The sequence below is a fragment of the Thalassospira sp. MCCC 1A03138 genome (assembly GCF_002115785.1).
In the GTDB taxonomy this organism is placed as follows: Bacteria; Pseudomonadota; Alphaproteobacteria; order Rhodospirillales; family Thalassospiraceae; genus Thalassospira.
Map to the genome: position 1 here is coordinate 719465 of NZ_JFJY01000001.1, position 24659 is coordinate 744123.

The following is a 24659-nucleotide window of genomic DNA, read 5'->3' on the forward strand; positions in this document are numbered from 1 at the left end:
GCCGCTAGCTTAATCAAGCCCCAGCAGACGCCGATTGGTGGCCTCGTCCGTGCCGCCATCAGCGAAATCGTCAAATGCCTTTTCGGTCACGCGGATAATGTGGTTGCGAATGAAATCGGCCCCTTCACGCGCGCCGTCTTCGGGATGTTTAAGCGCGCATTCCCATTCCAGCACGGCCCAGCCATCAAAATCAATCGCCGCAAGCTTCGAAAAGATCGCGCCAAAATCAACCTGCCCATCGCCAAGCGACCGGAACCGCCCCGCACGCCCGACCCAGCTTTGATAACCGGAATAAACGCCCTGTCGCCCGGTCGGATTAAATTCGGCATCCTTGACGTGGAACATCTTGATCCGGTCGGCATAGATATCGATGAAATCAAGGTAATCCAACTGCTGCAAAACAAAGTGGCTCGGATCATAAAGGATGTTGCACCGTGCGTGGTTTTTGACGCGTTCAAGGAACATCTCGAACGTCACGCCATCAAACAGGTCTTCACCCGGATGGATTTCATAACAGACATTGACGCCATTTTCCTCGGCCACATCAAGGATCGGCAACCAGCGTTTCGCCAACTCATCAAACGCGGTTTCAATCAACCCGGCCGGGCGTTGCGGCCACGGATAGACATAGGGCCATGCAAGGGCACCGGAAAATGTCGCATGATCGCCAATGCCCAGATGGCGCGATGCCCGGATCGCGGCCTTCACCTGATTGACCGCCCATTCCTGGCGCGCCTTGGGGTTGCCGCGCACTTCGGGGGCGGCAAAGCCATCAAACATCTCGTCATAGGCCGGATGAACCGCCACAAGCTGCCCCTGCAGATGGGTCGAAAGTTCGGTAATCTCGACACCATGCTCGGCCAGAATGCCCTTGGCCTCGTCACAGTAATCCTTGCTTTGGGCAGCCTTTTCGACATCGAACAGGCGCTTGTCCCAGCTTGGGATCTGCACCCCCTTATAGCCAAGCGACGCCGCCCAGCGTCCGATATTGGAAAGGCTGTCAAACGGGGCCTCGTCCCCGGCAAACTGGGCAAGGAAAATCGCCGGTCCCTTAAGCGTTTTCATACTGACCTCGTGTGTTTTCTTCCGGGTGGCCCGGATGTCATCTGGTGACGAAAGTGATGTAAAATTCGAACCCCGCCCGACCTGTCGTGACAGGGCGGGGTTCCTTCTGCTTGCTCGCGTTTATGCGCTCATGCCATTACGGATCAGAACGGGCTGTCCGGGAAATAGAAGTTCTCGGCATTTTCCTGGGTCACGACGGTCGCCCCCAGAATGTAACGGCCTTCGACCGCCGCATTGGAAACGAACTTCATCGCGGTGATGTCCATCGCGGTTGCGATCATCGATGGCGGATACAGAACGTCAATCGGGGTCAGTTCATCACCATCCATCACGCGTTTGATGATGTCCTTCATGCCAGCCCCGCCAACGATGAACATTTCATCAGTCCGGTCGGCCTGCTTGATGGCTTCGATCACGCCAAGCGCGATATCATCATCCTGTGCCCAGACGGCATCGATTTCCGGGAAGCGCGACAGGAAGTCCTGCATGACTTCATACCCGTCATCGCGGTTCCAGTTGGCGTGCTTCATATCAAGGACCTCGATATCCGATCCTTCGATTTCGGTCATGAAACCTTCGACGCGTTCCTCGTCAACCACGGTTGGAATACCGCGCAGGATAACGATCTTGCCTTTGCCATCCAGACGATCCTTGATGTATTCGCCCGATACACGGCCGAGTTCCGGGTTGTTACCCGCAACATAAACATCCTCGATCCCCGGCAGGGAAAGACCACGGTCAACCACGGTAACAAACTTGCCCGCTTCCTTGACCTGCTGGACCGGCACGGTCAGCGGATCGGATTCAAACGGCAGAACCACCAGCGCATCGATATTCTGAACCGATACCAGATCTTCAAGATCGTTGGCCTGTTCACCCGCACCATTGGCGGTAACAACGATGATATCAAGGTTCGGATAGGTCGCTTCAAGGCGCTTTTCGGCCTGTTCCGCGTGATAGTTCAGACCACCGGCCCAGCCATGGGTCGCCGCCGGAATTGAAACCCCGATCTTTACCTTTTCCTGTGCCAGTGCCGTGGTCGATGCCAAGGTCGATGCAAGACCAAGACCCACAACGCAGGCCGCCCCAAGAAACTTTGTAATCGTTTTCATTCAAGCTTCCTCCTGATCAAAAAATGATTCTGTACGTCATCTTGAACCGGACGTTGATCGCCGGTTATTTGCTTTTCTTGCGTCGCCAGTCCCCGCGTTGCAGGAACACGGCAACGATAATGATCAAGCCCTGAACAGCCCCGTTCAGGTAATTGCTGATCGCGTCAGTAAGGTTAAGGATATTGCCAATCGTGGTCAGCATGATCGCACCAACCACCGTGCCCCAGATGCGGCCATAACCACCCTTAAGCATCGTGCCGCCGATGATCACGGCCGCAATCGCTTCAAGTTCCCAAAGAACACCGGTCGAACTGGATGCCGAACCAAGGCGCGGCACATAAATGATGGTCGCAATCGACACGCAAAGCCCCTGAATGACATAGGTCATCGTCTTGACCCGGTCGACATGGATCGCGGAATAACGCGCAACCTGCTCGTTCGAGCCGATGGCAAAACATTTGCGCCCGAACGGCGTCATGTTCAGCAACACATAACCCGCAATCGCCACTGCAAGGAACACCAGAACCGGCACCGGAATGCCCAGCAATTCGCCGTAATAAACCGGGCGATAGGTCCCGCGCACCTCGAAATCAAGCGACAGCGTGCCGCCATCGGCCATATAGGTCACAAGCGATCTGTAAATCCCCATCGTGCCAAGCGTCACGATAAAGGCCTCGATCTTGCCCTTGGTACTGACCAGCCCGTTGACCGCCCCGGCCCCGATGCCAAGGATGATGCTTACCACAATGCCGATCAGAACGGTTTCAAGCCCCGGTCCGAGTGTCTCGACCAGCGTATTCATCACGACAATCATCGCACCGGATATGAACGCCGCCATCGAACCGACCGAAAGATCAATCCCGCCCGCCGTGATCACAAAGGTCGCACCGACCGCGATAATGCCGATGAAGGCCGCACGGGTGAAAATATTCGAAAGGTTGCCGCCACTCAGGAAGGCGTCATTGATCGCCGTTCCCAGAACAAACAGCACCACAAGGGCCAAAAACGGGCCAAGTGCCTTGAAATCGATGGAAAAACGGGACGAGGCACTGGCCGCGCGGCGCTCAAGGCTACTCATGAACAGACACTCCCTCCTGGCCTGATATTCCTGTCGCGTGCCGCATGATTTCATGTTCGTTGCGGTCGTTTCCTTCAAGAATGCCGGTAATGCGTCCCGCCGCCATGACCGCAATGCGGTCCGACAGGCCAAGCATTTCGGGCATTTCCGACGACAGGAGAATGACGGATTTTCCGCGATCGGTCAGATCGCCGATAAAATGGTAAATCTGGCTTTTGGTGCCGATATCGATGCCGCGTGTCGGCTCGTCGATAATCACGATATCCGGATCGGTTTCCATGACCTTCGCCAGCAACAGCTTTTGCTGATTGCCACCGGAAAAATCACCAACCTTTGCCTTGCGGTCGGCCGCCCGGATATCAAACGCCTCAATCGCCTTTTCAAGGGCGGCTTCTTCCGCCTTGCGATCAACGATCACACGCCCGAATTTTTCCAGCGCCAGCAAGGTCAGGTTGGGCCGCATATCCATATTCAGCAGCAACCCGCTGCCTTTGCGATCCTTGGTCAGATAGGCAATGCCGCTGTTTTTGGCATCCTGCAAACTGGCGATGCGAACCGGCGCGCCATTACGCTCTATCGTGCCCGATGACCGCTCGCGAAGGCCGATAATCGCCTCCATCAGGGCGGTCCGCCCCGCGCCGACAATCCCGGCGAAACCAAGCACCTCGCCCTTATGCAGGTTGAAACTCGCATCGCGCACCTGTCCGGGCACCGAAAGATCACGCACCGACAAAACAATCGGCGCGCTGGTATCCGATACCCGATGCGGGAACATCTGTTTGATATCGCGCCCGACCATCAGACGCGCCATGTCATCCTTGCTCAGGTCAACAACCGGCTCGGTCACGATATGGCGGCCATCGCGCAGCACGGTAACGCGGTCGGCAATGGCTTTGATTTCATCAAGCTTGTGGGAAATATAAAGGATCGCGACACCCTGTTCGCGCAGACGCCGGATCTGATCAAACAGGATCTCGACCTCGCGCCCGGTCAGAACCGCGGTCGGTTCGTCAAGGATCAGGATATCGGCCTTTTTGCTCAGCGCCTTGGCAATTTCGACCATCTGGCGATCAGAAACCGAAAGATCACGAATACGGGTACGCGGATCGACATCGCATTGCAGCTGTTCCAGAAGCCGCTGGGCTTCCGCCCGCATCGCGGTTTTGTCAAGGAACCAGCCCCGTTTGATTTCGCGACCCAGGAAAATGTTTTCTTCAACGGTAAGCTGCTCGGCAAGGTTAAGCTCCTGATGGATCAGGATCACCCCATGCCCCTCGCCCGCCTCGCTATCGGCAAAGCTGACCTCCGCCCCGTCAAGGACAAGCCCGCCCTCGGTCGGTTCGTGATAGCCCGACAGGATTTTGACCAGTGTCGATTTGCCCGCACCGTTTTCGCCCAAAAGCGCGTGCACCTCGCCTGCATGCAGATCGATGGAAACATCGAAAAGCACCTGTGCCGGGCCAAATGATTTGCAAATCTTCCGGCCGGAAAGACGTACTTCGCCCCCGATACCGGGATTAACGGCATGAACAGCCGCATCCGTCATTTATGTAGCCTCCCTAGCGTCGCATTGATGCGATCAACTTTTGATTGCCTCTTGTGTAAACGTTTTCATTATCTATGTAAACCTTTACATTTGCCGTGTTGTGATGAAAATCACGTCGGAAATCCGGCCTTAGCACGGGCATCAATGCCGCTGGACAGCCTATCAGCGGCAGAGTAGGAAGAAGAATGATCGAAAAAATCGCGACGATTGAAGATGTTGCCGAACATGCCGGGGTATCCATTGCCACCGTCAGCCGTGCGCTGCATAAACCCCATGTGGTTTCCGAAAGCACGCGCGAAAAAGTGCAAACCGCCATCGCCGCGACCGGTTATACCGCCAATGTCATGGCCCGAAACCTCCGCCTGAACCGGTCGGGCATGATCCTTTTGCTGGTACCCGATATCGGAAACCCTTTCTTTTCGGAAATTCTATCGGGAATCGAACAGGGCGCCAGCAAGGCCGGCTATAACGTCCTGATCGGCGATACCCAGAACGAACCCGAACGCGAAGCCACCTATGCCGCCTACCTGCGCAGCAATCAGGCCGATGCCATGATCCTGCTGAACGGCCGCCTTCCGGCACCGCTTGCCAATACGCCGCGCGGCATCATTCCGCCCGTCGTCATTGCCTGCGAACGCATTCCGGGCTGCAACCTGCCGACCGTGATCATCGACAATGAAAAGGCCGCCCATAGCGCGACAAAACATCTGCTCGACCTCGGTCACAGCCGCATCGCCCATATCGCCGGCCCCGCCAGCAACATCCTGACGACCGACCGGGTTGCTGGCTATCGCCGCGCACTTTCCAGCAGCGGCATCGAAGCAAACCCGTCCCTGATCTATAGCGGCGATTTTTCAATTGAATCGGGTATTTCGGCGGCCCGTGCCCTGCTTAAAGACAGCAAAAACCGCCCGACGGCGTTCTTCTGTTCGTCGGACGGCATGGCAATCGGCGTCATTGTCGCGGCCAAGGAACTCGGCCTTCGCGTGCCCCACGATGTTTCGGTGGTCGGTTTCGATGATATCCATCTGGCCGCCAATTACGACCCGCCGCTCACAACCGTGCGTCAACCGCGCCGACGTCTGGGTGAACAGGCGATTTCGCTGCTCCTCGCACGGCTCGACAAAACCGGTACTATCCCGGAACCGGCGGAAAATCCGGTCATTGTCCCGACCGAACTGATCATCCGCCAAAGCACCGGCCCCTGCCCAAATTAATCAGCGATCAGCGATTGGCGATCTTCTGCCATTCCTCGTAAACGGCCCGCGCCCGATCTTCGTGATCGTTGCTGTATTTCGGCTGATCGGCGGCAAAGATTTCAAACCGGATGCCGTTCGGATCACGGATGAACAACCGCCGCGATTTCCCGTCATCCTCGTTATGGTAAACCACCTTGTGCTGGAACAAATGGTTCTGCCAGGCAATCACATCGCGCGGCGCATCGCAGCGCAACCCGATATGAAACACATCATCTGGCATATCGGGATCATCGGGATACGGCCCCGTATCGGCTGGCCAGTCAAAGAATGACAGCCGCGTTCCATCGGGCAGCGCAAAGGTAATCAGCAGAAAATCGCTTTTCCATGACGGACTGTAACCGCTTTCGGCATGAACCAGCCGGGCCTTCAGAACACGGGAATAAAAATCATCCGTCGCCGCAAGATCGCGGGTCGGAAAGGCCAAGTGATCGACACTGACGGGTGCAGGCATGGACGCCTCCTCATTTGTCGCTTGGGTGATTTAAATCATTATAAAACTTAGTCATCGCATCCCGATGATCAAGGGCCGCACGGTCGGCAATTTGTCATTTTTTGATACCGTGATGGTCTCACACCCCGTCAGGATCCCGTGTGCCCGTTTCCCTGATCCGGCCCCGCCAGCAACCCGGTTTCAACCCGCGCCATGGCGCGCTCAAACACCGCCGCATCGTCCAGCGCGCGCGATAAAACCAGCGCCCCCTGGATCGATAAAATCGCATCTTCGGCAATGTCCGATGCCCGGTCCGCATCATGCCCGATCCGGACAAGCGCCTGCTGCAACGACCGCTGCCAGACCGCAAAATAATCGCGGATTGCGTCTGAAAAACGGTCGCGCACATTATCAAGCGCAAAGGCCCCGATCAGGCACACCCGCTTGCCCGACCAGAAATAGGTCGCAACCGAACGACACATTTCCAAAATCGCCGCCCGCGGGTCGTCTGCGTCACGCAGCGGCTTGTAAACCGCGTCCTCGAACCAGCCATCGATCTCGCGAAGCACTTCGGATGCCATCTGCTCTTTACCGCCGGGAAAGAAATGATAAAGGCTGCCCTTTCCCAGCCCCGTCCGGCTGGCAATCAGTGAAAGGCTCGCCCCTTCATAGCCATACTCGCGGAAAATCTCCGCAAGGACGGGAATAACATCGGAACGCTCCGCGATAATCTTTGGCATGGCTTACTTATAATCCCAGATCAGACAGGCCCGGATGATCGGCCGGGCGCGGCCCCGAACGGTCCCAGAAGAATTTGCGGTCTTCTTCGCGGATCGGCATGTCATTGATGCAGGCAAACCGGCGATGCATCTGGCCATTTTCGGCAAATTCCCAATTCTCGTTGCCATAGGCCCGATACCAGTTCCCCGAATCATCGCGATACTCATAGGCAAAACGCACCGCGATCCGGTTGCCGTCATGCGCCCACAGCTCTTTGATCAATCGATATTCCAGTTCCTTGTTCCATTTGCGGGTCAGAAAGGCAATGACCTCCTCACGGCCATTGGCAAATTCTGCACGGTTCCGCCAGATCGTATCAGACGTGTAAGCCAGCGACACCCGCGCCGGATCACGGCTGTTCCAGCCATCTTCGGCCATGCGGACTTTCTGGATTGCGGTTTCCCTCGTAAAGGGCGGCAGGGGTTGGCGTAGCTCACTCATCGTCGGCTCCATCAATTTTATTGTACCAATCGGTAAACAATTATCCATTCGGTACAAAAAAGCAATAGCGCAGATGCCATCGCGGGCTTTTTGCCCCGCCACCATGCAAAATCCGCGATTTGGTGATACTGTTGGAAATCGGACATGCGCAAAGCCCCGCCGGGGAGGCCCAAGTTTCACGAAACGGAAACCTGCATCTGATCACGGCCTGTTTTCCTATGGAATCAAACTGTTAATGCCGCAAACCCTGCTTTAAACGCCCCGCCAACCGCGCCGATCAACGGGCCATGCGATCATCGGATGCGGTCATACTGTTGACCCATGTGCGCGCCGCTGCTATTGGGTCGCGGCGCATGCGATACAGGCACAAAGAGCCTTCGCATCGATGGTATGAAATTCGTTGGCGCAAACCGGGCTTGAATGCCGAACCTTGCGGGGAATGTTTGCCGGTCGACGGACGTTTTCCGTGTTGTCTTTTCGGTCCCTGAAAACAGGGCCTTCGGTCGAGGAACCAGAATACGATGCCGCATACGCCTTATTATCTGATCGATAAATCGAAACTGCTGCGCAACATGGAAAAGATCGCCTATGTGCGCGAACATTCCGGCGCAAAGGCGTTGCTGGCATTGAAATGCTTTGCAACCTGGTCGGTCTTCGATTTCATGTCGGACTATATGGATGGCACGACATCCTCGTCGCTGCACGAAGTCAAACTGGGCCGCAAGAAATTCGGCAAAGAAACCCATGCCTATAGCGTGGCCTATGCCGATTCCGAAATCGATGAAGTCATCGAAAACGCCGACAAGATCATCTTCAATTCCATCAGCCAGCTTAACCGCTTTGCCGATGCCGCATCGGGCATTGTGCGCGGCCTTCGCCTGAACCCGCAGGTTTCAAGTTCCAGCTTCGATCTAGCCGATCCGGCCCGCCCGTTTTCGCGTCTGGGCGAATGGGACGTCACCAAGGTCGAGGCCGTCATGGACCGCATTTCCGGCTTCATGATCCACAATAACTGCGAAAACGCCGATTTCGATCTGTTCGACAAAATGCTGGGCGATATCGAAACCAAATTTGGCTCGCTTCTGTCGCGCGTTGAATGGGTAAGCCTCGGCGGCGGCATCCACTTCACCGGTGACAATTACCCGCTCGATAAATTCTGCGCCCGGCTCAAGGCCTTCTCGGAAAAATACGGCGTTCAGGTTTATCTCGAACCGGGCGAAGCCTCGATCACCAAAAGCACGACCCTTGAGGTCACCGTGCTTGATACGCTGTTCAATGGCAAAAACCTTGCGATTGTCGATAGCTCTATCGAGGCCCACATGCTCGATCTTCTGATCTATCGCGAAACCGCCAAGATTGAGCCGAACAAAGGCGATCATGCCTATATGATCTGCGGCAAATCCTGCCTTGCCGGTGACGTTTTTGGCGAATTCAATTTCGAAAACGAGATCAAGGTCGGCGACCGCATTTCCATTCAGGATGCCGCCGGTTACACCATGGTCAAAAAGAACTGGTTCAACGGTGTCGGCATGCCGTCCATCGTGATCAAGGAACTCGACGGCAGCGAGCGCGTTGTACGTGAGTTCACCTTCGATGATTATGTTTCGAGCCTTTCGTAAAGAGGCGCTTTGGGTTTCATCTATTCGTAAAAAGGGAGTTTTTGGCCCGAAATGAAGAAGAATGTTCTGATTATCGGCGCAGGTGGCGTCGCACAGGTGGTCGCGCATAAATGTGCACAGCATAATGATGTGCTTGGCGATATCCATATTGCGTCACGCACGGCGGAAAAATGCCAGAAAATCATCGACAGCATTCATGAAAAGAAAAACCTGAAGAATGCCGGCGTCCTCGAAGGTCATGCGCTTGACGCAACCGATATCGATGCCACCGTCGCACTGATCAAGAAAACCGGCTGCGAAATCGTCATCAATGTTGGCTCCGCCTTCATCAACATGCCGGTCATGTCGGCCTGCATCAAGGCGGGCGTTGCCTATCTCGATACCGCCATCCATGAAGAACAGGACAAAATCTGCGAAACCCCACCCTGGTACGCAAATTACGAGTGGAAACGCCGTGAAGAATGCGAAAAGGCCGGTGTCACCGCAATTTTGGGCGTCGGTTTTGATCCGGGCGTGGTCAATGCCTATGCCAAACTGGCGGTCGAGGATTACTTCGACAAGATTGACTCGATTGACATCATCGACATCAATGCCGGCAGCCATGGCAAATATTTTGCCACCAACTTCGACCCGGAAATCAATTTCCGCGAATTTACCGGCACGGTTTATTCCTGGCAGAACAACGCCTGGCAGGAAAACAAGATGTTCGAGGTCAAGAAAATCTGGGACATGCCGGTTGTCGGCGAAAGCCAGACCTTCATGACCGGCCATGACGAGGTTCATTCCCTGTCACAGAACCTCGACGTCCCCAATGTCCGTTTCTGGATGGGCTTTGGCGATCATTACGTCAATGTCTTCACGGTCCTGAACAATATCGGCCTGCTGTCGGAAAAACCGGTAACGACGGCCGAGGGCCTCGAAGTCGTGCCGCTCAAGGTCGTCAAGGCCTGCCTGCCGGACCCAAGCTCGCTCGCACCCGATTATACCGGCAAAACCTGCATCGGTGATCTGGTGAAGGGCAGCAAGGATGGCAAGGAAACCGAAGTCCTGATCTATAACGTCGCCGACCACAAGGACGCGTACGAGGAAGTCGGAAGCCAAGGCATTTCCTATACCGCTGGCGTTCCGCCGGTCGCGGCCGCCATGCTGATCGCCACCGGCGAATGGGATGTGAAAAAGATGGCCAATGTCGAAGAACTGCCGTCCAAACCGTTCCTGAACCTTCTGAACGGCATGGGTCTTCCGACCCGCATCAAGGATGCCAACGGCGACCGGGCGCTTGATTTCGCCTAAGCCATAATCCTGATGATCCAAAATGCGAACGGCGGGCTTTGATGCCCGCCGTTTTTATTTAAGCGACCCCAGAACCGCGAGGCTCTCATAGCGCTTGATATAGGGTTCATGAAAAACCCGATCCACGAACGCGCTATATTCATCCATGTCGGCGACCTGGATGCGCAGGACAAAATCATGCGCCCCGGTCACGTGATGGCATTGCACGACTTCGGGCATTTTGCCGAATTCCTCGCGCATCAGCATATAACGATCCGGCCGGTCACGATCCATGGTCAGCAAAACAATGATCATCATCCGTTTGCCAAACACCTTGGGCGACACAATCGCAACGTCGCGTTCGATCACACCGGTTTCGCGCAAACGCTGCACCCGGCGAAGACACGCCGCCGATGACAGCCCCACCTGTGCCGATAATTCGGTTCCGGTCAGACGACTGTTCTGCTGCAACAGTTCCAGCAGGCGATAGTCGAATTTATCAAGTTCAGTCAAAATGCCCCTGCCCCAAACGCATGGTCGTCAATACGCCCGAAACAATGACCGAACCGGGCCGATAAGAAAAATCGTTTTTACGAAAAATTTGCGGAAATTTCGCACGCTTTTGCGATCTTTGCGCACCGAAGTCGTCAAAGGCGGGCTAGTTTTTACCTGTGTTCGAAACCGATTTCGAACCTCATTAGCAAAGCAAACTAGCGAGCCAGCATCATGCAAGCACAGATCACGACCAACTCCCTCGCCGCCACCGCCCCCCATGCCGGGTCGACCGCGAATGCGTCGTTCGGCAATGCTGTCTGGCGCTGGCTCGTCCTTTCCGTTCAGACGGTTGCGCACCGCCGCAAGATCGCCCGGGATGCCGCATTGCTGCGCGACTATCCCGATTTCATGCTGCGCGATATCGGACTTGACCGCAGCACCATTGCGCAGGCCTGCCAGACCGGCAAACCGGCCAGCAGCAACTAACGCGGACAAAGATCAGGATGGGCGCGTGCAAACGCGTCCATCGCAAGGCACCGTTCAGCAATCTGGTTGATCATCGGAAGGTGGCTTAAATCGACCTCCCACCGCCGGGCATTATAAATCTGCGGGATCAGACAGATATCGGCCATTGATGGCCGATCACCGTGGCAAAAGCTGCCCGTGCCCGGATGGTCCAGAAGCCGTTCAAACGCCTCAAGCCCCTCGCCAATATATTTCCCCATCCAGTCCAGCCGCACCTTCGCCGGGTCTTCCCCGTGGGCCTCGGCCTGCTTCATGACATTGCCGACAACACCCAGATTACAGACCGGGTGAATATCCATGGCAATCGCATGCGAAAGTGCCCGCACGCGCTGCCGCCCTACCGCATCCTTGGGCAGGAAACCCGCATGGCTGCGGGTCTCATCCAGATATTCGATGATTGCGAGGGACTGGGTCAGAACAAGCCCGTCAATCTCAAGCGCCGGTACCAACCCCTGCGGATTGCGCTTGCGGAAATCGGGCGATTTATGCGCCCCCGCCAGAAGGTCAACCGCAACGGTCTGATACGCCATATCCATCAGCGAAAGCGCAATCCTGACCCGATAGCTGGCCGAAGACCGCCAATAATCATACAGGATGACGTCGCTCATGCTTCGTACTTCACAACACTCTGGTCAATCGCACCAAAGATCGACTGACCATTGGCATCAAGCATCTCGATCCTGACCCGGTCGCCAAACTGCATGAACGGGGTTTCCGGTTTGCCGTTTTCAATGGTTTCGATCATGCGGATTTCGGCAATGCAGGAATAACCCGCCCCGCCCTGCGCCACCGGCTTGCCCGGACCACCGTCAAGCTTGTTGGAAACCGTGCCCGACCCGATGATCGATCCGGCACAAAGCGGGCGGGTTTTCGCTGCATGCGCGATCAGTTGGGCAAAATCAAAGGTCATATCGACCCCGGCATTGGCGCGCCCAAATGGCTTCCCGTTCAGATCAACACAAAGCGGCAGGTGCACCTTGCCACCATCCCACGCATCGCCAAGCTCGTCCGGCGTCACCGCCACCGGCGAAAAGGCCGAGGACGGCTTGGACTGGAAGAAACCAAACCCCTTGGCAAGCTCCCCGGGGATGAGGCCACGCAACGAAACATCATTGACCAGCATGATCAAACGGATCGCATCACGCGCCTGGTCAATCGATGCGCCCATCGGCACATCGCCGGTCACAACGGCAATCTCGCCTTCCATATCAATGCCCCATGCCGTATCGGCCATGCGGATATCATCACGCGGCCCCAGGAAACTGTCCGAACCACCCTGATACATCAGCGGATCGGTCCAGAATGTTTCGGGCATTTCCGCCCCGCGCGCCTTGCGCACCAGTTCGACATGATTGACATAGGCCGACCCATCCGCCCACTGAAACGCCCGCGGCAGGGGTGAATGCAGCTTGGTTTCATCAAGCGTAAAACGTTTGGCAATCGTTGATCCGGCGGCGATTTCATCGGCCAGTTCGCTCAGGCGCGGCGCAACTTTATCCCAGTTATCAAGCGCTGCCTGCAATGTCGGCGCAATCGCACTGGCATCGACATATTCCTTAAGGTCTTTGGTCACCAGAACAAGCTGGCCGTCACGGATGCCGTTTTTAAGGGTTGCAAGTTTCATCGGTTTTTATGCCTCCGGCATTCCTGTCGTTAAGTCCTGTGATGTTCTTTTTACCGGTCGCCGTTTACGGGCGACCTTCGGGCGTGCCATCAAATTTGCGTTCCAGCCCGTCCCAGCAATCAAGATAATCATCCTGAAGCGTTTCAAGTTCGGCGGCAAATTTCGTCAATTGCTGCGGAAAACGGGTTTCAAACATGAAGGCCATCGTCCCCTCAAGCTTCTGCGGGCCAAGCTCCCCGTTCGATGCCTTTTCAAACCCGAACGCATCCGGGCCATGGGGCAGCATCATGTTATGCAGGCTCATGCCGCCGGGAACAAATCCCTTTTCCTTGGCGTCATATTGCCCGCAAATCAGCCCCATGAATTCCGACATGATATTGCGGTGATACCATGGCGGGCGGAAGGTATGTTCCGCCACCATCCAGCGCGGCGGAAAGATGACAAAATCGATATTTGCCGTTCCGGCCTCGCCCGACGGGGCGGTCAGCACGGTAAAGATCGACGGATCGGGATGATCAAACAGGATCGCGCCGACCGGCGAAAATGTCCGAAGATCATATTTGAACGGCGTGTAATTGCCATGCCACGCCACCACATCAAGCGGCGAATGCCCGATCCCGGTTTCGTGGAACTGCCCGCACCATTTGATCAGGATCCGGCATGGCGTTTCCTTGTCCTCATAGGCCGCAACGGGTGTCTTGAAATCACGCGGATTGGCAAGGCAGTTGGCGCCAATCGGCCCACGTTCCGGCAGGGTGAATTTCGCACCGTAATTTTCGCAGACATAACCCCGCGCACCGCCCTCGATCACGGGTGTTACGATCGAAACCTTGAACATCATGCCACGCGGGATCAATGCGATTTCAAGCGGCGCGACATCCATGATGCCAAGTTCGGTAAAAATCCGAAGCGTGCCGCTTTCGGGCACCACCAACAATTCGCCATCCGCATTGAAAAAATAGTCATCCACCATATCGGTGTTGCACACATATACGTGGCTTGCCATGCCGGTCTGGGTCATGGCGTCCCCGGCCGTGGTCACCGTGCGCATACCGGAAATGAAATCGGTTGGTTCGGTTGGCATCGGCACCGGGTCCCAGCGCAACTGACCCAGTGCAAGGCTATGGTCATTCACACAAGGGGCTGTTTTCCATTCCGGAAGGGCAAAGGATTTGAACCGCCCGTTATGGCGCACACTGGGCCGCATGCGATACAGCCACGACCGTTCATTGGTGCCGCGCGGCGCGGTAAAGGGTGACCCCGAAAGCTGTTCGGCATAAAGGCCATAGGCGCATTTCTGCGGGCTGTTCTGCCCCTGCGGCAAGGCACCGGGAAGGCTTTCGGTTTCAAAATCATTGCCAAAACCGGGCATGTAACGCAGATCGTTCGCAACGCCGTTTGCAGCATTTCCGGCGGTTCCAGTTGTAACCTTGTGATCCGTCATTGCCTTTTTCCTACCAATCTTCGATATAGTTACAGCCGTAACTGTAATTTTTGTAACTATCAAACAGCCTTTTAAAGCCATGAAATCCGAGAAATCCGAATTCGATCTGCACCGCTTTCTGCCGTTTCTGATGCACCACGCCAGCGAAAAGGTCAGTCTTGGCTTCCGCGACATCTATCGCGACCGATACCGGATGACGCGATCCGAATGGCGGGTTCTGGCAACCCTTGGGCAATATGGCGCGCTTACCGCGACCGAAATCGTCACCCATACGGGCTTGCACAAAACCAAGGTCTCGCGTGCCGTTTTTTCCATCGAACAACGCCGCTGGCTCCGACGCGTCCAGAACGAAAATGATCGTCGCGTTCATCGCCTTGAACTGACCTCGCAGGGCCAATCGGCCTTTCAGTCACTGTGCGAGGCAGGCATTGCCTATGACAAAAAGGTCCGCGATTTTCTGGGCGATGCGGATTTCAAACGTCTTTCCGACCTCCTGACAAAGCTGAATGATCTTTGATAATTGCTGTTTGAATGTCCTCGGCCTCATCGCGCGGCTTCCCGCCCCAGCTTTGGGTGAAATCGGCAATCGCGCGCAAAAACACGTCAAAGGCCGGTTGCCCCGGCTGGAAATAATTGGCCTTCGGGTTCATCAGCGTCACGCAACATGCCACCGCTCCGTCCAGATTATAGACCGGCGCACTGATCGCCGATAAACCCGGCACGATATCGCCCTCGATCACCGCCGCACCGCGTTCGCCCGTTTCGATAATCAACCGATCCACCGTCGCATCATCCCAGTGCAGGATATCCTGCTCGGCCCGGATCACATGCTCAATCGCCCCGCGCGGCATGGTCGATAAAAACGCCTGCCCGGTGGCCGACCGCAATAACGGCATCACCGTGCCAAGCCCCATGGTCGATATGATCGGCGGCCCGCCATGTTCGGTCCGGATCAGGACCGGCCCCCGTTCGCCCCAGATCGCCAGATGCCCGGACGACCGCAAATCAATCGCCAGATTGCGCAAAAGCCGACCGGCGCGCATCACCACATCATTGCGTTCAATCGCCGAAATGCCCATCCGCAATGCCATCGGCCCAAGGCCATAAAGCCCGGTCAGATCATCCTGCCAGGCAAGACCGATCCGCACCAGACTGGCAAGATAGCGATGAACCTTGGCCGGTGGCATATCAACCGCCGCCGCCAGATCCTTTAACGGCACCGGGAATTTGAAATCGCACAATGCCGCAATGATCACGCCGCTGACCTCGACCGACTGAATGCCCTTGCGCGTATCCGCCGCATCAACCGCGTCCGAAATATCGATGTCGCTATCCGCAACCGGGATGTTTTTCGATGGGGCTTTGGTCAAAATTTACCTGCATAAATTTCATATTGCGTAATTGATTATATATATCATAATTCCAATTCAAAGAAAAAACAGCACTCCACACCGATGATCAGAACGTGGAAAGCCCATCAGCGGCCGTGATGCGCCCTTGGCACCGGACCGATCAAAAGCACGATCAAACACATGATCAGAAAACAGGGAGAGGAACATGAAACCGATGAAACTTCGCAACACACTGCTTGGGCTTCTGGCCGGGGCAACCATTCTGGCCGGTGCGGGCATGGCCCATGCCGCCGACATCACGCTAAAGGTCAGCCACTATCTGCCGCCAAGCCACGGCTTCCAGAAAGACTTCCTCGAAAGCTGGGGCAAGGAACTGTCGGAAAAAACCAACGGCAAGGTCGAAGTCGAAATTTATGACGCGACATCGGCCTTTGGCAAAATCGACCGTCAGGCCGATCAGGTCCGCGCGGGCGTGATGGATATGGCTGTTGGCCTGAACGGCATCCCGCGTGACCGCTATCCGGCCGCCTCGATCATTGAACTGCCGTTTCTGGTGAAATATGCCGATTCCGGGTCTGAAACCCTTTGGACGCTTTACAAGGAAGGCCTGCTTGGCAGCGACTATAAAGACTTCAAGCTCCTTGCCCTGTTCACCCACCCGGGCGGCCTGATCCACACCCTTGATAACCCGGTTCGATCCCTTGACGATCTCAAGGGCCTGCGCCTCAGAACGCCAAGCCCGGCGATTTCGGCCATGCTGGAATCCTTTGGCGCATCCCCGGTCGGCCTGCCGCCCTCGGCGATTTACGAAAACCTGCAAAAGGGCAATATCGAAGGTCTGGTTGCCACCTGGGATCTGGTCAACGCGGTCAAGGCCAACGAACTTCTGAAATATCACACCGATGCCGCGGCCTATACCGCCGGCTTCTATTTCGTGATGAACCAGAAAAAATATGACAGCCTGCCCGATGATGTCCGTGCCGCGATTGACGAGATTTCAGGCGACGTCCTTGTCGGAAAATTTGGCGACTGGTGGACCAAATGGGAAGCCGTTGGCAAGGCCAATGCGCAGCAGCACGGCAATGAAATCATCACGATCGATGACGCCACCCGTGCCAAATGGCAGGAAGCATCCCAGCCGATGATCCAGGAATATCTGGCCGGGCTGAAGGAAAAGGGCGTCTCCGACCCCGACGCCATCTATAAACGCGCACAGGAACTGATCTCGGAATTTGATGCCAAATATCACGCTGGCGACAAATGACGCATCGCGCTGAAAAATCCGGTGGATCGCGGCTTTATGCCGCGGTTCACCAAATGGATCACTTGATGAACCGACTGACCGACATTCTGGCCTTTGTCGGCATGGCGGCCCTGATCGGGGCGATTGCCATTGTGGTTGTCGATATCATCTGGCGGCGCATTGGCGGGCAATCGCTGGTGGGGGCAGTCGACCTGACCCAGTTTTGCGTTATGGCCGCCGCCTCATGGGCGATCCCCTATGCCTTTAGCGCCCATGCCCATGTCACGGTTGACCTGATCGGCAAGAACCGCCTTCGCATCCTGTTTAAAACCATTGATCGATTGATCCCGCTTTTATGCGCCGGGCTGATGGCCTTCCTGCTTTATCTGTCGTGGGGCCGTGCGATGGAACAATGGACCTATGGCGATGTGTCGCAGAACCTTGCGATCCCGATGATCCTGTTCTGGGCCTTCCTTCTGACCGGCATGGCGATCTCGACACTGGTGTGTCTTGTGCAATTTCTAAAACTGCTTTTAACGGACGAGAATAACTGATGGCGACGGAATGGGCGGGATTGATCGGGTTTGTGGCGGCTCTCGCACTGGCCCTTTTGCGGGTGCCGGTCGCGGTCGCAATGGCGGTTGTCGGCATCATCGGCACCCTGCTTCTGACCGACTGGATGTCGGCAAGCTACGTCATGGCAAGCCTCCCGTTCGAGGCGATATTCCCCTATGGCCTTTCGGTGGTGCCGCTCTTCATTTTCATGGGCGTGTTTGCCTCTCATTCCGGGCTATCGGGCAATCTGTTTCGCGGTATCACCGCATTTTCCGGCCATCGTCCGGGCGGCCTGGCCGCATCCAGCATCGGGGCCAGCGCGGTATTTGGCGCGATTTGCGGATCATCGCTTGCGACCTGTGCGACCATGGGTCGGGTCGCCCTTCCTGAAATGCGCCAACGTGGCTATGCCAAAAGTCTTGCCGGGGCATCGATTGCCGCGGGCGGCACGCTTGGCGTTCTGATCCCGCCCTCAATTCTGCTGGTGATCTATGCCCTGATGACCGAACAATCCATCGGCGCGCTGTTTGCCGGTGCGATGATCCCGGGCCTTCTGGCAACCGTGCTTTACATCGCCTCCATCCGCATTCAGGTCATGCGAAATCCTTCATTGGCCCCGGTCAGCGACTATGTCCCCTGGTCGCAGCGTTGGGGCGCATTGCTGCGCATGTGGGATGCCATCGTCTTGATCGTTCTGGTGATCGGCGGGATTTATGCTGGCCTGTTTTCCCCCACAGAAGCCGCGGCTGTTGGTGCCGGTGGCGCATTGCTGTTTGCGTTCCTGCGCAAACGGCTGAACTGGACGGTTTTACGCACCGGCATTCGCGAAACCGCTGGCATGACCGGGATGATCTTCCTGATCCTGATCGGGGCGGCCCTTTTCAATTTCTTCATCGAAACCAGCGGCCTGACCCAGACTCTCGTGGACTGGATCACCACGCAAGGGTACTCGCCGCTAGTCGTTCTGATCGCGCTTCTGGTGTTTTACGTCGTACTCGGCTGCTTCATGGACAGCCTTTCCATGATCCTTCTGACGGTGGTTCCGGCATATGGCGTGATTACCGGCGTCGGCTATGATCCGGTCTGGTTCGGGGTTGTTCTGGTATCGGTTGTTGAAATCGGCCTGATCACGCCCCCGATTGGCATGAACCTGTTCATCATTCAGGGCGTGTCGTCCGACATGACCATCACCACCCTGTCACGCGGCATCCTGCCCTTCCTCGCCGCCGATTTCATCCGCGTCATCCTGATGGTCGCTATCCCCGGTCTGGTCCTGTGGCTGCCCCATCTTCTGGGGTTTGGTGCCTACTAGCGATCAGGCCCCGGCTTGGCCGCTTTCGGTCCAAGTTGGAAACGCAGCCCAACCCCAGACCGCTGACAAAGCATTCCCAACCTGATCGTCATTCCCGCGAAAGCGGGAATCCAGCCTCTTTCAATGGCGCACAGATTCCGGGTCTACGCTTCGCTGCGCCCGGAATGACGATTTGATCAATCACCAAGCCAATCCAGCCACCCCACAGCCCCGGCATCGCCAAACGCCACCGACCAGACGGACCACGCCGCTCCGAAAAAAACACCCGTCGCTCTCGGTTGACCCAAAACGCACCTCGCCCCAAAGGGCAGCAGCGTTGCTGCATGGCAGACACAAATCCCGCCATCGATCACCAACCTTTCGGCATCTCCGAACGATCCACCAGCCCGCTGGCAAGCGATACTGTCTGCCACCCCGGCAACCCGGCCAAACGATCCCGTGCCGCCCCAATCCGGGCGCAATTCGGGCCCGCTGATTCTCGGCATTGTCACGCTTCACCGACCGGACTGAACTGGACCGGACCAACTTCGCCCCGACTATCCCTGCCCCGAACCAAAACCCTTGCCCCAAAGGCACATCTCTCCCGTCATGATAAACCACAGTTTTTTGTAAATTTCCGACGGCCTCACGGCCCGGATGCACCACCGCCGTAATGACTTTTCCATGCGCCATTGACGTCCCTTTGGCGACGCCGTCCCCGCCATGTCATCCTGTCAGGTCGCTGCCCCATCATCCCATTCCTGTTTTTGCCGCCCGAAACGCAAAAAACCCGCAAAAGCGGATCACGCTTTGCGGGTTTTGTCTCCGGACCCATTTGTCCTGTTGACTTTATCTTTATGACACAATAAAAAGAACAAATCAAGAACTTTTTACAAAAATCCGGAAAAAAAATTCCCCCCCCCAAAGCTCAGCACGGCGAGAATGTTATTTTTTTCAATAACTTGGGCAGGCGCAATTTAATCCGCCTACCCTGCTCAACTGCCCTATTCCGCCGCATCGACTTTCAGAACGCCGCGACGGATCTGGTCTTCTTCGATGCTTTCAAACAGGGCGCGGAAATTGCCCTCGCCAAAGCCTTCATCGCCCTTGCGCTGGATGAATTCAAAGAAGATCGGACCGATCACGGTTTTCGAGAAAATCTGCAACAGGATTTTGGTCATGCCGCCATCCACAACGCCCTCGCCATCGATCAGGATGCCATGTTTTTTCATGCGCTCGATCGGCTCGTCATGCCCCTGCACGCGGTCATGGGACTTTTCGTAATAGGTATCGGGCGGACCGGGCATGAATTTAAGGTCATTGGCCGCAAGCCTGTCGGTCGCGTCATAAATGCCATCCGTACCAACCGCGATATGCTGAATACCTTCGCCTTTGTATTTTTTGAGGTATTCCTCGATCTGGCTTTTATCATCGGTTGATTCGTTTAGCGGAATACGGATTTTGCCGCACGGCGATGTAATCGCGCGGCTGACCAGACCGGTAATTTTACCAGCAATATCAAAGAAGTGAATCTGCTTGAAATTGAACAGGTCGCGATAGAAATCCCACCATTTATCCATATTGCCACGATAGACATTATGCGTCAGATGGTCGAGATAATAGAAACCGACCCCTTCGGGTTTCGGGTCGCGTTCGCCCAGCCAGTCAAATTCCGCGTCATAGGCCGAACCGGTTTCACCATACGCATCGACGAAATACAGAAGCGACCCGCCGATGCCGACAATTGCCGGGACATCAAGGGTTTTGTCATCGCCAAGATATGGCTCCGCCCCCTTGGAAACCGCGTGATCAAAGGCATGTTTGGCATCCACCACACGCCACGCCATCGACGGCGCGCAGGGGCCGTGCTTTTCAACGAACTTCATCCCGTGCGAACCGGGCTCGGCATTCAGGATGTAATTGATGTCACCCTGACGCCAGACAGTGATGTTCTTTGATTTGTGCTTGGCAACCGGCGTATAGCCCATGCGCGTAAACAGGGTTTCAAGCTTTTCGGCCTCTTCATGGGCGAATTCGACGAACTCAAAGCCATCCGTTCCGGCCGGGTTATCGGCAGTGATCGTTGCGCGGGGGGCATCATGTGGAAACGGTCCCATCGAAGGCTCCTTGATCTGGAATTAGAAAGGTTCTTGTTATGGACCTATCTTGCGCCAGATCGCCCGCAATGTGCGTGCATTCACGGTTGATTTTCGGTATTTCATACACATATCATGCGCAGATTATCAAAATGGTGCATGAATGACGCAACTTGATAAACTTGATCTGAAACTGCTTGCCGAATTGCAACGCGACGGGCGTCTGACCAACAATGACCTGTCAGAACGGATCGCATTATCGCCGTCGCAATGTTCGCGCCGCCGCGCCCGGCTCGAGGCCGAAGGTTTCATTCGCGGATACCGCGCCGACATTGACCGGCAAAAAATGGGCCTTGGCCTGATGGTGGTAATTTCCGTGACCCTGGCCACCCACAATCGCGACAATGCCAAACGGTTTTCCGAACTGCTGGCCAACCTTCCCGAAGTGCTGGAAGCCTATTCCCTGACCGGGGAAATGGATTATCACCTGAAGGTCGTGACCAGGGACCTTGCCGCCCTTTCGCATTTCGTGAACGAGGTTTTGCTGCCTCACGATTCCGTGCAGCATGTCAAAACCTCGATTGTGCTTAACGTGCTCAAGGACTTCGAGGGACTGGCTCTGGAGGCGCAATAACAGCGCCCGCGTGACACGCCCCGAACACGAAAAGACCGCGCCATCGGGCGCGGTCTTTTGACATCCCGACATACCCTTACCCAAAGATGCCGGGAGCCTCCCCCTGTAAGCTCACAAGATCAGATCGCAAGATACTGGTCGCGCAGTTCCTCGTTATCGAGAACCGCCTGTGCCGAGCCATCAAACACGATCTGCCCGCTATCCATGATGATCGCGCGATCCGCAAGTTTAAGCGCTGCAATGGCGTTCTGTTCAACAATGATCGTCGTGATGCCGAGTTTCTTGACACTTTCCAGTGTCTTTTCAATCTCCTGCACGATGACCGGTGCAAGACCCTCATAAGGTTCATCAAGCAACAGCAGCTTGATATCACGCGCCAATGCACGGCCGATTGCCAGCATCTGCTGCTCCCCACCCGAAAGGGTGATGGCTTCCTGCTCGGCACGTTCACCAAGACGGGGGAACAGCTCGTAAATGCGCTGGATCGACCAGCCGATTGGTTCGGCAATCTGCGCCAGTTCCAGATTCTGCTCAACCGTCATGCCCGGAATGATCCGGCGATCTTCGGGCACGAGCTGCAGACCAAGCCTCGCGGCCTGCCATGCCTTCATCTTGTGAAGCGGCTGATGATCAAGCCAGATTTCACCATGTTTGAGCTCCGGATCATCCATGCGCGCCAGCGCACGCAGGGTTGATGTTTTGCCCGCACCATTGCGACCAAGCAGCGCCAGGATTTCGCCCTCGCGGATATCGAAGCTGACACCCTGAACGATATAGCTTTCGCCATAATAGGCATGCAGATCATAGACCGAGAAAAAGGCCGGATCACCGCCCTGTTTGGTGACGGGTTTTGTTGTCGGGACCGCGTTCATACCGTTTCCCCTCCGAGATAGGCTTCCTTGACCTTGGGATTGTTGCGCACCTCTTCCGGGGTGCCTTCGGCGATGATCGCGCCTTGCGCCAGAACACTGATGCGGTCCGCCAGGCTGAACACCACATGCATGTCATGTTCGATAATCACCTTGGTCATCCCGCGCTCCTTGATCCGTTTCAGCAGATCAATCGTGCGGTTGGTATCATGTCGCGACATGCCAGCGGTCGGTTCATCCAGAAGGAAAAGTTTCGGCCGCTGGCTCAGGCACATGGCAAGCTCAAGACGGCGCTTGTCACCACGCGACATGGAACCGGCCAGATGTTCCTTATGCTCGATCAATCCGACATCTTCGAGCATATGTTCCGCCTCGGCGCGAATTTCGCGTTCCGAAAACAGGCTTTTTAGGAAGCTCATATTGAACTCGCCATCCCGCTTGGCCAAGGCAGGCACCATCACATTTTGCAGCAATGACAGATCCGGGAAGATTTCCGGGGTCTGAAAAACACGCGCCACGCCAAGCTGATTGATCTCGTAGGGATGCTTGCCGGTCAGCACTTCATCACCCAGTAAAACCCGCCCGCGATTTGGTGCAAGACGACCGACAATCACGTTAAGCAACGTCGATTTTCCCGCACCGTTCGGGCCAATGATGGCATGAACCGTTCCTTCCTTGACCCGAAGGTTGATGTCGGACAGGGCACGAAGGCCGCCGAAATTCTTGTCGACATCGGTAACATCAAGAATGTAGTCGGACATCGATCAGACCTCCCTCGTCGAAGGTTGTTGTTCTTTTTCGTGATTCTCGAAGGATGTTGAACGGTTCCGGATCAGACGCCACAGGCGATTGATCCCTTCCATCACCCCGCCGGGCAGGAAGATCACGATCAGCATGAAGACAAGACCAAGGGTCAGATGCCAGCCATCACCAACGAACAGACCTGCAACCGATGCCACCGCATGGCCAAGCCAGTCCGGCAGGAACGAAAACGCATTCTGCAGAACCTGATCATTAAAGGCCGAAAAGATGTTTTCGAAATACTTGATGATCCCGGCACCAAGCAACGGACCAATCAGTGTTCCCGCACCGCCAAGAATGGTGATCAGAACAACCTCGCCCGATGCCGTCCACTGCATGCGCTCCGCCCCGGCCAGCGGATCGGTCACCGCCAGAAGCGACCCGGCCAGACCGGCATACATGCCCGAAATGACAAAGGCGGTCATAAGATACGGGCGGGTGTTATAGCCGGTATACCCCATCCGGTTCTGGTTCGACTTGATCGCACGCAACTTCAACCCGAAAGGTGAACGGAAGATGCGCAGATAGATAAAGAACGAAATGATCAGAAGAACCGCGCAGATGTAAAAGCCGGAATATCCGATGCCCTCTATGCCAAACAGGTTGGGCGACGGAAGACCGGCAGTTGCTTCAATCCCGGCCATTCGGTCCAGAACACGGGCATCACCCTGTGTCAGTTGCAGCCCGGTTTCCCCGTTGGTGATCGGCGTCAGAACCGAATAAGCCAGATTGTAGGACATCTGCGCAAAGGCCAGCGTCAGGATCGAGAAATAAATCCCCGAACGACGCAACGAGACATAGCCGATCAGAAGCGCAAACAATCCCGAAAGCGCCACGGCAAAGATCATCGCCGGAAGGACATTCATCGACAGCAATTTGAACGACCAGACCGCGGTATAGGACCCGACACCAAGGAAGGCTGCGTGACCGAATGAAAGATACCCGGTCAGGCCAAACAGAATGTTGTAACCAATGGCAAAGATGCCAAAGATCATGAATTTCTGCATCAGGTCGGGATAGGCCGCGCCGAATGGTTTGAGCCAGATCGGCATGGTCAGGACCACGACCGACAGAACCAGCATATAAATCAGGTCCTGCTTGGGCGAGACGATTTGAGTATTTGACATG

The 24659-nt window shown here is 55.8% G+C and carries 26 protein-coding genes; 9 read left to right on the forward strand and 17 right to left on the reverse strand.

What is annotated here, in order from left to right:
- Positions 1–9: 9 nt before the first annotated feature.
- From TH468_RS03340 to TH468_RS03355, 4 genes are all read right to left on the reverse strand, one after another.
- Complete coding sequence (locus TH468_RS03340) at positions 10–1065, reverse strand: sugar phosphate isomerase/epimerase (protein ID WP_085642181.1); 1056 nt, start codon at positions 1063–1065, stop codon at positions 10–12.
- Positions 1066–1208: 143 nt separating this feature from the next.
- Positions 1209–2177, reverse strand: coding sequence for an ABC transporter substrate-binding protein (locus TH468_RS03345; RefSeq protein WP_085642182.1), 969 nt, complete (start codon positions 2175–2177; stop codon positions 1209–1211).
- Between the two features lie 64 nt (positions 2178–2241).
- Complete coding sequence (locus TH468_RS03350; RefSeq protein ID WP_085642183.1) at positions 2242–3255, reverse strand: ABC transporter permease; 1014 nt, start codon at positions 3253–3255, stop codon at positions 2242–2244.
- Entirely contained in the window at positions 3248–4801 is a 1554-nt protein-coding gene (locus tag TH468_RS03355; RefSeq protein WP_085642184.1) for a sugar ABC transporter ATP-binding protein, read from the reverse strand. The genes TH468_RS03350 and TH468_RS03355 overlap by 8 nt, the downstream gene beginning before the upstream one ends.
- A 185-nt stretch (positions 4802–4986) precedes the next feature.
- Between TH468_RS03355 and TH468_RS03360 the strand changes: the two genes are divergently transcribed.
- Complete coding sequence (locus TH468_RS03360; RefSeq protein ID WP_085642185.1) at positions 4987–6018, forward strand: LacI family DNA-binding transcriptional regulator; 1032 nt, start codon at positions 4987–4989, stop codon at positions 6016–6018.
- A gap of 7 nt (positions 6019–6025) precedes the next feature.
- On the opposite strand, the gene TH468_RS03365 is transcribed toward TH468_RS03360, so the two are convergent.
- The 3 genes from TH468_RS03365 to TH468_RS03375 form a co-directional block, all read right to left on the reverse strand.
- Positions 6026–6511, reverse strand: a complete 486-nt coding sequence (locus TH468_RS03365) for a VOC family protein (RefSeq protein ID WP_085642186.1) — start codon at positions 6509–6511, stop codon at positions 6026–6028.
- 128 nt (positions 6512–6639) lie between these two features.
- Positions 6640–7230: a TetR/AcrR family transcriptional regulator gene (locus TH468_RS03370; protein ID WP_085642187.1), complete on the reverse strand. Its 591-nt coding sequence runs from the start codon at positions 7228–7230 to the stop codon at positions 6640–6642.
- 7 nt (positions 7231–7237) lie between these two features.
- On the reverse strand, positions 7238–7711 hold the full coding sequence (locus tag TH468_RS03375) for a nuclear transport factor 2 family protein (protein WP_085642188.1): 474 nt from the start codon (positions 7709–7711) through the stop codon (positions 7238–7240).
- Between the two features lie 521 nt (positions 7712–8232).
- Between TH468_RS03375 and TH468_RS03380 the strand changes: the two genes are divergently transcribed.
- Positions 8233–9330 (forward strand): carboxynorspermidine decarboxylase, encoded by a 1098-nt coding sequence (locus tag TH468_RS03380; RefSeq protein ID WP_085642189.1) that lies wholly within the window; start codon positions 8233–8235, stop codon positions 9328–9330.
- A 51-nt stretch (positions 9331–9381) separates the two neighbouring features.
- On the forward strand, positions 9382–10623 hold the full coding sequence (locus tag TH468_RS03385; protein WP_062949584.1) for a saccharopine dehydrogenase family protein: 1242 nt from the start codon (positions 9382–9384) through the stop codon (positions 10621–10623).
- Positions 10624–10677: 54 nt separating this feature from the next.
- Here TH468_RS03385 and TH468_RS03390 read toward each other — a convergent pair whose 3' ends face one another.
- The gene (locus tag TH468_RS03390; RefSeq protein WP_062949586.1) at positions 10678–11115 is read right to left on the reverse strand and encodes an Lrp/AsnC family transcriptional regulator; all 438 of its coding nucleotides are present in this window, start codon (positions 11113–11115) and stop codon (positions 10678–10680) included.
- A gap of 213 nt (positions 11116–11328) precedes the next feature.
- On the opposite strand from TH468_RS03390, the gene TH468_RS03395 reads away from it, so the two are divergent.
- Positions 11329–11583: a hypothetical protein gene (locus tag TH468_RS03395; protein WP_085642190.1), complete on the forward strand. Its 255-nt coding sequence runs from the start codon at positions 11329–11331 to the stop codon at positions 11581–11583.
- Here TH468_RS03395 and maiA read toward each other — a convergent pair.
- From maiA to hmgA, 3 genes are all read right to left on the reverse strand, one after another.
- On the reverse strand, positions 11580–12230 hold the full coding sequence (gene maiA / locus TH468_RS03400; protein WP_085642191.1) for a maleylacetoacetate isomerase: 651 nt from the start codon (positions 12228–12230) through the stop codon (positions 11580–11582). The genes TH468_RS03395 and maiA overlap by 4 nt on opposite strands.
- The gene (locus TH468_RS03405; protein WP_085642192.1) at positions 12227–13246 is read right to left on the reverse strand and encodes a fumarylacetoacetate hydrolase family protein; all 1020 of its coding nucleotides are present in this window, start codon (positions 13244–13246) and stop codon (positions 12227–12229) included. Before TH468_RS03405 ends, maiA begins: the two co-directional genes overlap by 4 nt.
- 64 nt (positions 13247–13310) lie before the next feature.
- Entirely contained in the window at positions 13311–14690 is a 1380-nt protein-coding gene (gene hmgA / locus TH468_RS03410; RefSeq protein WP_085642193.1) for a homogentisate 1,2-dioxygenase, read from the reverse strand.
- Between the two features lie 79 nt (positions 14691–14769).
- Here hmgA and TH468_RS03415 point away from each other — a divergent pair, with 79 nt between their 5' ends.
- Positions 14770–15207, forward strand: a complete 438-nt coding sequence (locus tag TH468_RS03415; protein ID WP_085642194.1) for a MarR family winged helix-turn-helix transcriptional regulator — start codon at positions 14770–14772, stop codon at positions 15205–15207.
- Here TH468_RS03415 and TH468_RS03420 read toward each other — a convergent pair.
- A complete protein-coding gene (locus tag TH468_RS03420) occupies positions 15164–16060 on the reverse strand; it encodes an IclR family transcriptional regulator (protein WP_085642195.1) in 897 nt (298 codons plus the stop codon). The two genes, TH468_RS03415 and TH468_RS03420, sit on opposite strands and share 44 nt — an antisense overlap.
- Before the next feature lie 187 nt (positions 16061–16247).
- On the opposite strand from TH468_RS03420, the gene TH468_RS03425 reads away from it, so the two are divergent.
- The 3 genes from TH468_RS03425 to TH468_RS03435 all read left to right on the forward strand — a co-directional run bounded on the left by TH468_RS03425 (position 16248) and on the right by TH468_RS03435 (position 19152).
- Positions 16248–17306, forward strand: a complete 1059-nt coding sequence (locus tag TH468_RS03425) for a TRAP transporter substrate-binding protein (protein WP_085642196.1) — start codon at positions 16248–16250, stop codon at positions 17304–17306.
- 65 nt (positions 17307–17371) lie between these two features.
- Positions 17372–17839: a TRAP transporter small permease gene (locus TH468_RS03430; protein ID WP_246832199.1), complete on the forward strand. Its 468-nt coding sequence runs from the start codon at positions 17372–17374 to the stop codon at positions 17837–17839.
- On the forward strand, positions 17839–19152 hold the full coding sequence (locus TH468_RS03435; RefSeq protein WP_085642198.1) for a TRAP transporter large permease: 1314 nt from the start codon (positions 17839–17841) through the stop codon (positions 19150–19152). The genes TH468_RS03430 and TH468_RS03435 overlap by 1 nt, the downstream gene beginning before the upstream one ends.
- Positions 19153–19328: 176 nt before the next feature.
- On the opposite strand, the gene TH468_RS03440 is transcribed toward TH468_RS03435, so the two are convergent.
- Entirely contained in the window at positions 19329–19637 is a 309-nt protein-coding gene (locus TH468_RS03440) for a hypothetical protein (RefSeq protein ID WP_085642199.1), read from the reverse strand.
- Positions 19638–20135: 498 nt separating this feature from the next.
- On the reverse strand, positions 20136–21248 hold the full coding sequence (hppD, locus tag TH468_RS03445) for a 4-hydroxyphenylpyruvate dioxygenase (RefSeq protein ID WP_085642200.1): 1113 nt from the start codon (positions 21246–21248) through the stop codon (positions 20136–20138).
- 142 nt (positions 21249–21390) lie between these two features.
- Here hppD and TH468_RS03450 point away from each other — a divergent pair, with 142 nt between their 5' ends.
- A complete protein-coding gene (locus TH468_RS03450; protein WP_085642201.1) occupies positions 21391–21861 on the forward strand; it encodes an Lrp/AsnC family transcriptional regulator in 471 nt (156 codons plus the stop codon).
- A gap of 119 nt (positions 21862–21980) precedes the next feature.
- Here the strand turns inward: TH468_RS03450 and TH468_RS03455 are convergent, their stop codons facing one another.
- From TH468_RS03455 to TH468_RS03465, 3 genes are read right to left on the reverse strand one after another with little or no spacing between them, the layout of a single operon-like run.
- The gene (locus TH468_RS03455) at positions 21981–22733 is read right to left on the reverse strand and encodes an ABC transporter ATP-binding protein (protein WP_085642202.1); all 753 of its coding nucleotides are present in this window, start codon (positions 22731–22733) and stop codon (positions 21981–21983) included.
- Positions 22730–23491, reverse strand: coding sequence for an ABC transporter ATP-binding protein (locus TH468_RS03460; RefSeq protein WP_085642203.1), 762 nt, complete (start codon positions 23489–23491; stop codon positions 22730–22732). The genes TH468_RS03455 and TH468_RS03460 overlap by 4 nt, the downstream gene beginning before the upstream one ends.
- 3 nt (positions 23492–23494) lie before the next feature.
- Positions 23495–24658 (reverse strand): branched-chain amino acid ABC transporter permease, encoded by a 1164-nt coding sequence (locus TH468_RS03465; protein ID WP_085642204.1) that lies wholly within the window; start codon positions 24656–24658, stop codon positions 23495–23497.
- Position 24659 lies beyond the last annotated feature (1 nt).

Excerpts from the sequence above, each read along its gene's own strand:
- TH468_RS03370 (WP_085642187.1), bottom strand. The coding sequence starts at position 7,230 with ATGCCAAAGATTATCGCGGAGCGTTCCGATGTTATTCCCGTCCTTGCG.
- TH468_RS03375 (WP_085642188.1), bottom strand. The coding sequence starts at position 7,711 with ATGAGTGAGCTACGCCAACCCCTGCCGCCCTTTACGAGGGAAACCGCA.
- TH468_RS03385 (WP_062949584.1), top strand. The coding sequence starts at position 9,382 with ATGAAGAAGAATGTTCTGATTATCGGCGCAGGTGGCGTCGCACAGGTG.
- maiA (WP_085642191.1), bottom strand. The coding sequence starts at position 12,230 with ATGAGCGACGTCATCCTGTATGATTATTGGCGGTCTTCGGCCAGCTAT.
- TH468_RS03355 (WP_085642184.1), bottom strand. The coding sequence starts at position 4,801 with ATGACGGATGCGGCTGTTCATGCCGTTAATCCCGGTATCGGGGGCGAA.
- TH468_RS03450 (WP_085642201.1), top strand. The coding sequence starts at position 21,391 with ATGACGCAACTTGATAAACTTGATCTGAAACTGCTTGCCGAATTGCAA.
- hppD (WP_085642200.1), bottom strand. The coding sequence starts at position 21,248 with ATGGGACCGTTTCCACATGATGCCCCCCGCGCAACGATCACTGCCGAT.
- TH468_RS03460 (WP_085642203.1), bottom strand. The coding sequence starts at position 23,491 with ATGTCCGACTACATTCTTGATGTTACCGATGTCGACAAGAATTTCGGC.
- TH468_RS03455 (WP_085642202.1), bottom strand. The coding sequence starts at position 22,733 with ATGAACGCGGTCCCGACAACAAAACCCGTCACCAAACAGGGCGGTGAT.
- TH468_RS03395 (WP_085642190.1), top strand. The coding sequence starts at position 11,329 with ATGCAAGCACAGATCACGACCAACTCCCTCGCCGCCACCGCCCCCCAT.
- TH468_RS03415 (WP_085642194.1), top strand. The coding sequence starts at position 14,770 with ATGAAATCCGAGAAATCCGAATTCGATCTGCACCGCTTTCTGCCGTTT.
- TH468_RS03365 (WP_085642186.1), bottom strand. The coding sequence starts at position 6,511 with ATGCCTGCACCCGTCAGTGTCGATCACTTGGCCTTTCCGACCCGCGAT.
- TH468_RS03405 (WP_085642192.1), bottom strand. The coding sequence starts at position 13,246 with ATGAAACTTGCAACCCTTAAAAACGGCATCCGTGACGGCCAGCTTGTT.
- TH468_RS03360 (WP_085642185.1), top strand. The coding sequence starts at position 4,987 with ATGATCGAAAAAATCGCGACGATTGAAGATGTTGCCGAACATGCCGGG.
- TH468_RS03350 (WP_085642183.1), bottom strand. The coding sequence starts at position 3,255 with ATGAGTAGCCTTGAGCGCCGCGCGGCCAGTGCCTCGTCCCGTTTTTCC.
- hmgA (WP_085642193.1), bottom strand. The coding sequence starts at position 14,690 with ATGACGGATCACAAGGTTACAACTGGAACCGCCGGAAATGCTGCAAAC.
- TH468_RS03380 (WP_085642189.1), top strand. The coding sequence starts at position 8,233 with ATGCCGCATACGCCTTATTATCTGATCGATAAATCGAAACTGCTGCGC.
- TH468_RS03425 (WP_085642196.1), top strand. The coding sequence starts at position 16,248 with ATGAAACCGATGAAACTTCGCAACACACTGCTTGGGCTTCTGGCCGGG.
- TH468_RS03435 (WP_085642198.1), top strand. The coding sequence starts at position 17,839 with ATGGCGACGGAATGGGCGGGATTGATCGGGTTTGTGGCGGCTCTCGCA.
- TH468_RS03440 (WP_085642199.1), bottom strand. The coding sequence starts at position 19,637 with ATGCCGAGAATCAGCGGGCCCGAATTGCGCCCGGATTGGGGCGGCACG.
- TH468_RS03430 (WP_246832199.1), top strand. The coding sequence starts at position 17,372 with ATGAACCGACTGACCGACATTCTGGCCTTTGTCGGCATGGCGGCCCTG.
- TH468_RS03340 (WP_085642181.1), bottom strand. The coding sequence starts at position 1,065 with ATGAAAACGCTTAAGGGACCGGCGATTTTCCTTGCCCAGTTTGCCGGG.
- TH468_RS03345 (WP_085642182.1), bottom strand. The coding sequence starts at position 2,177 with ATGAAAACGATTACAAAGTTTCTTGGGGCGGCCTGCGTTGTGGGTCTT.
- TH468_RS03465 (WP_085642204.1), bottom strand. The coding sequence starts at position 24,658 with ATGTCAAATACTCAAATCGTCTCGCCCAAGCAGGACCTGATTTATATG.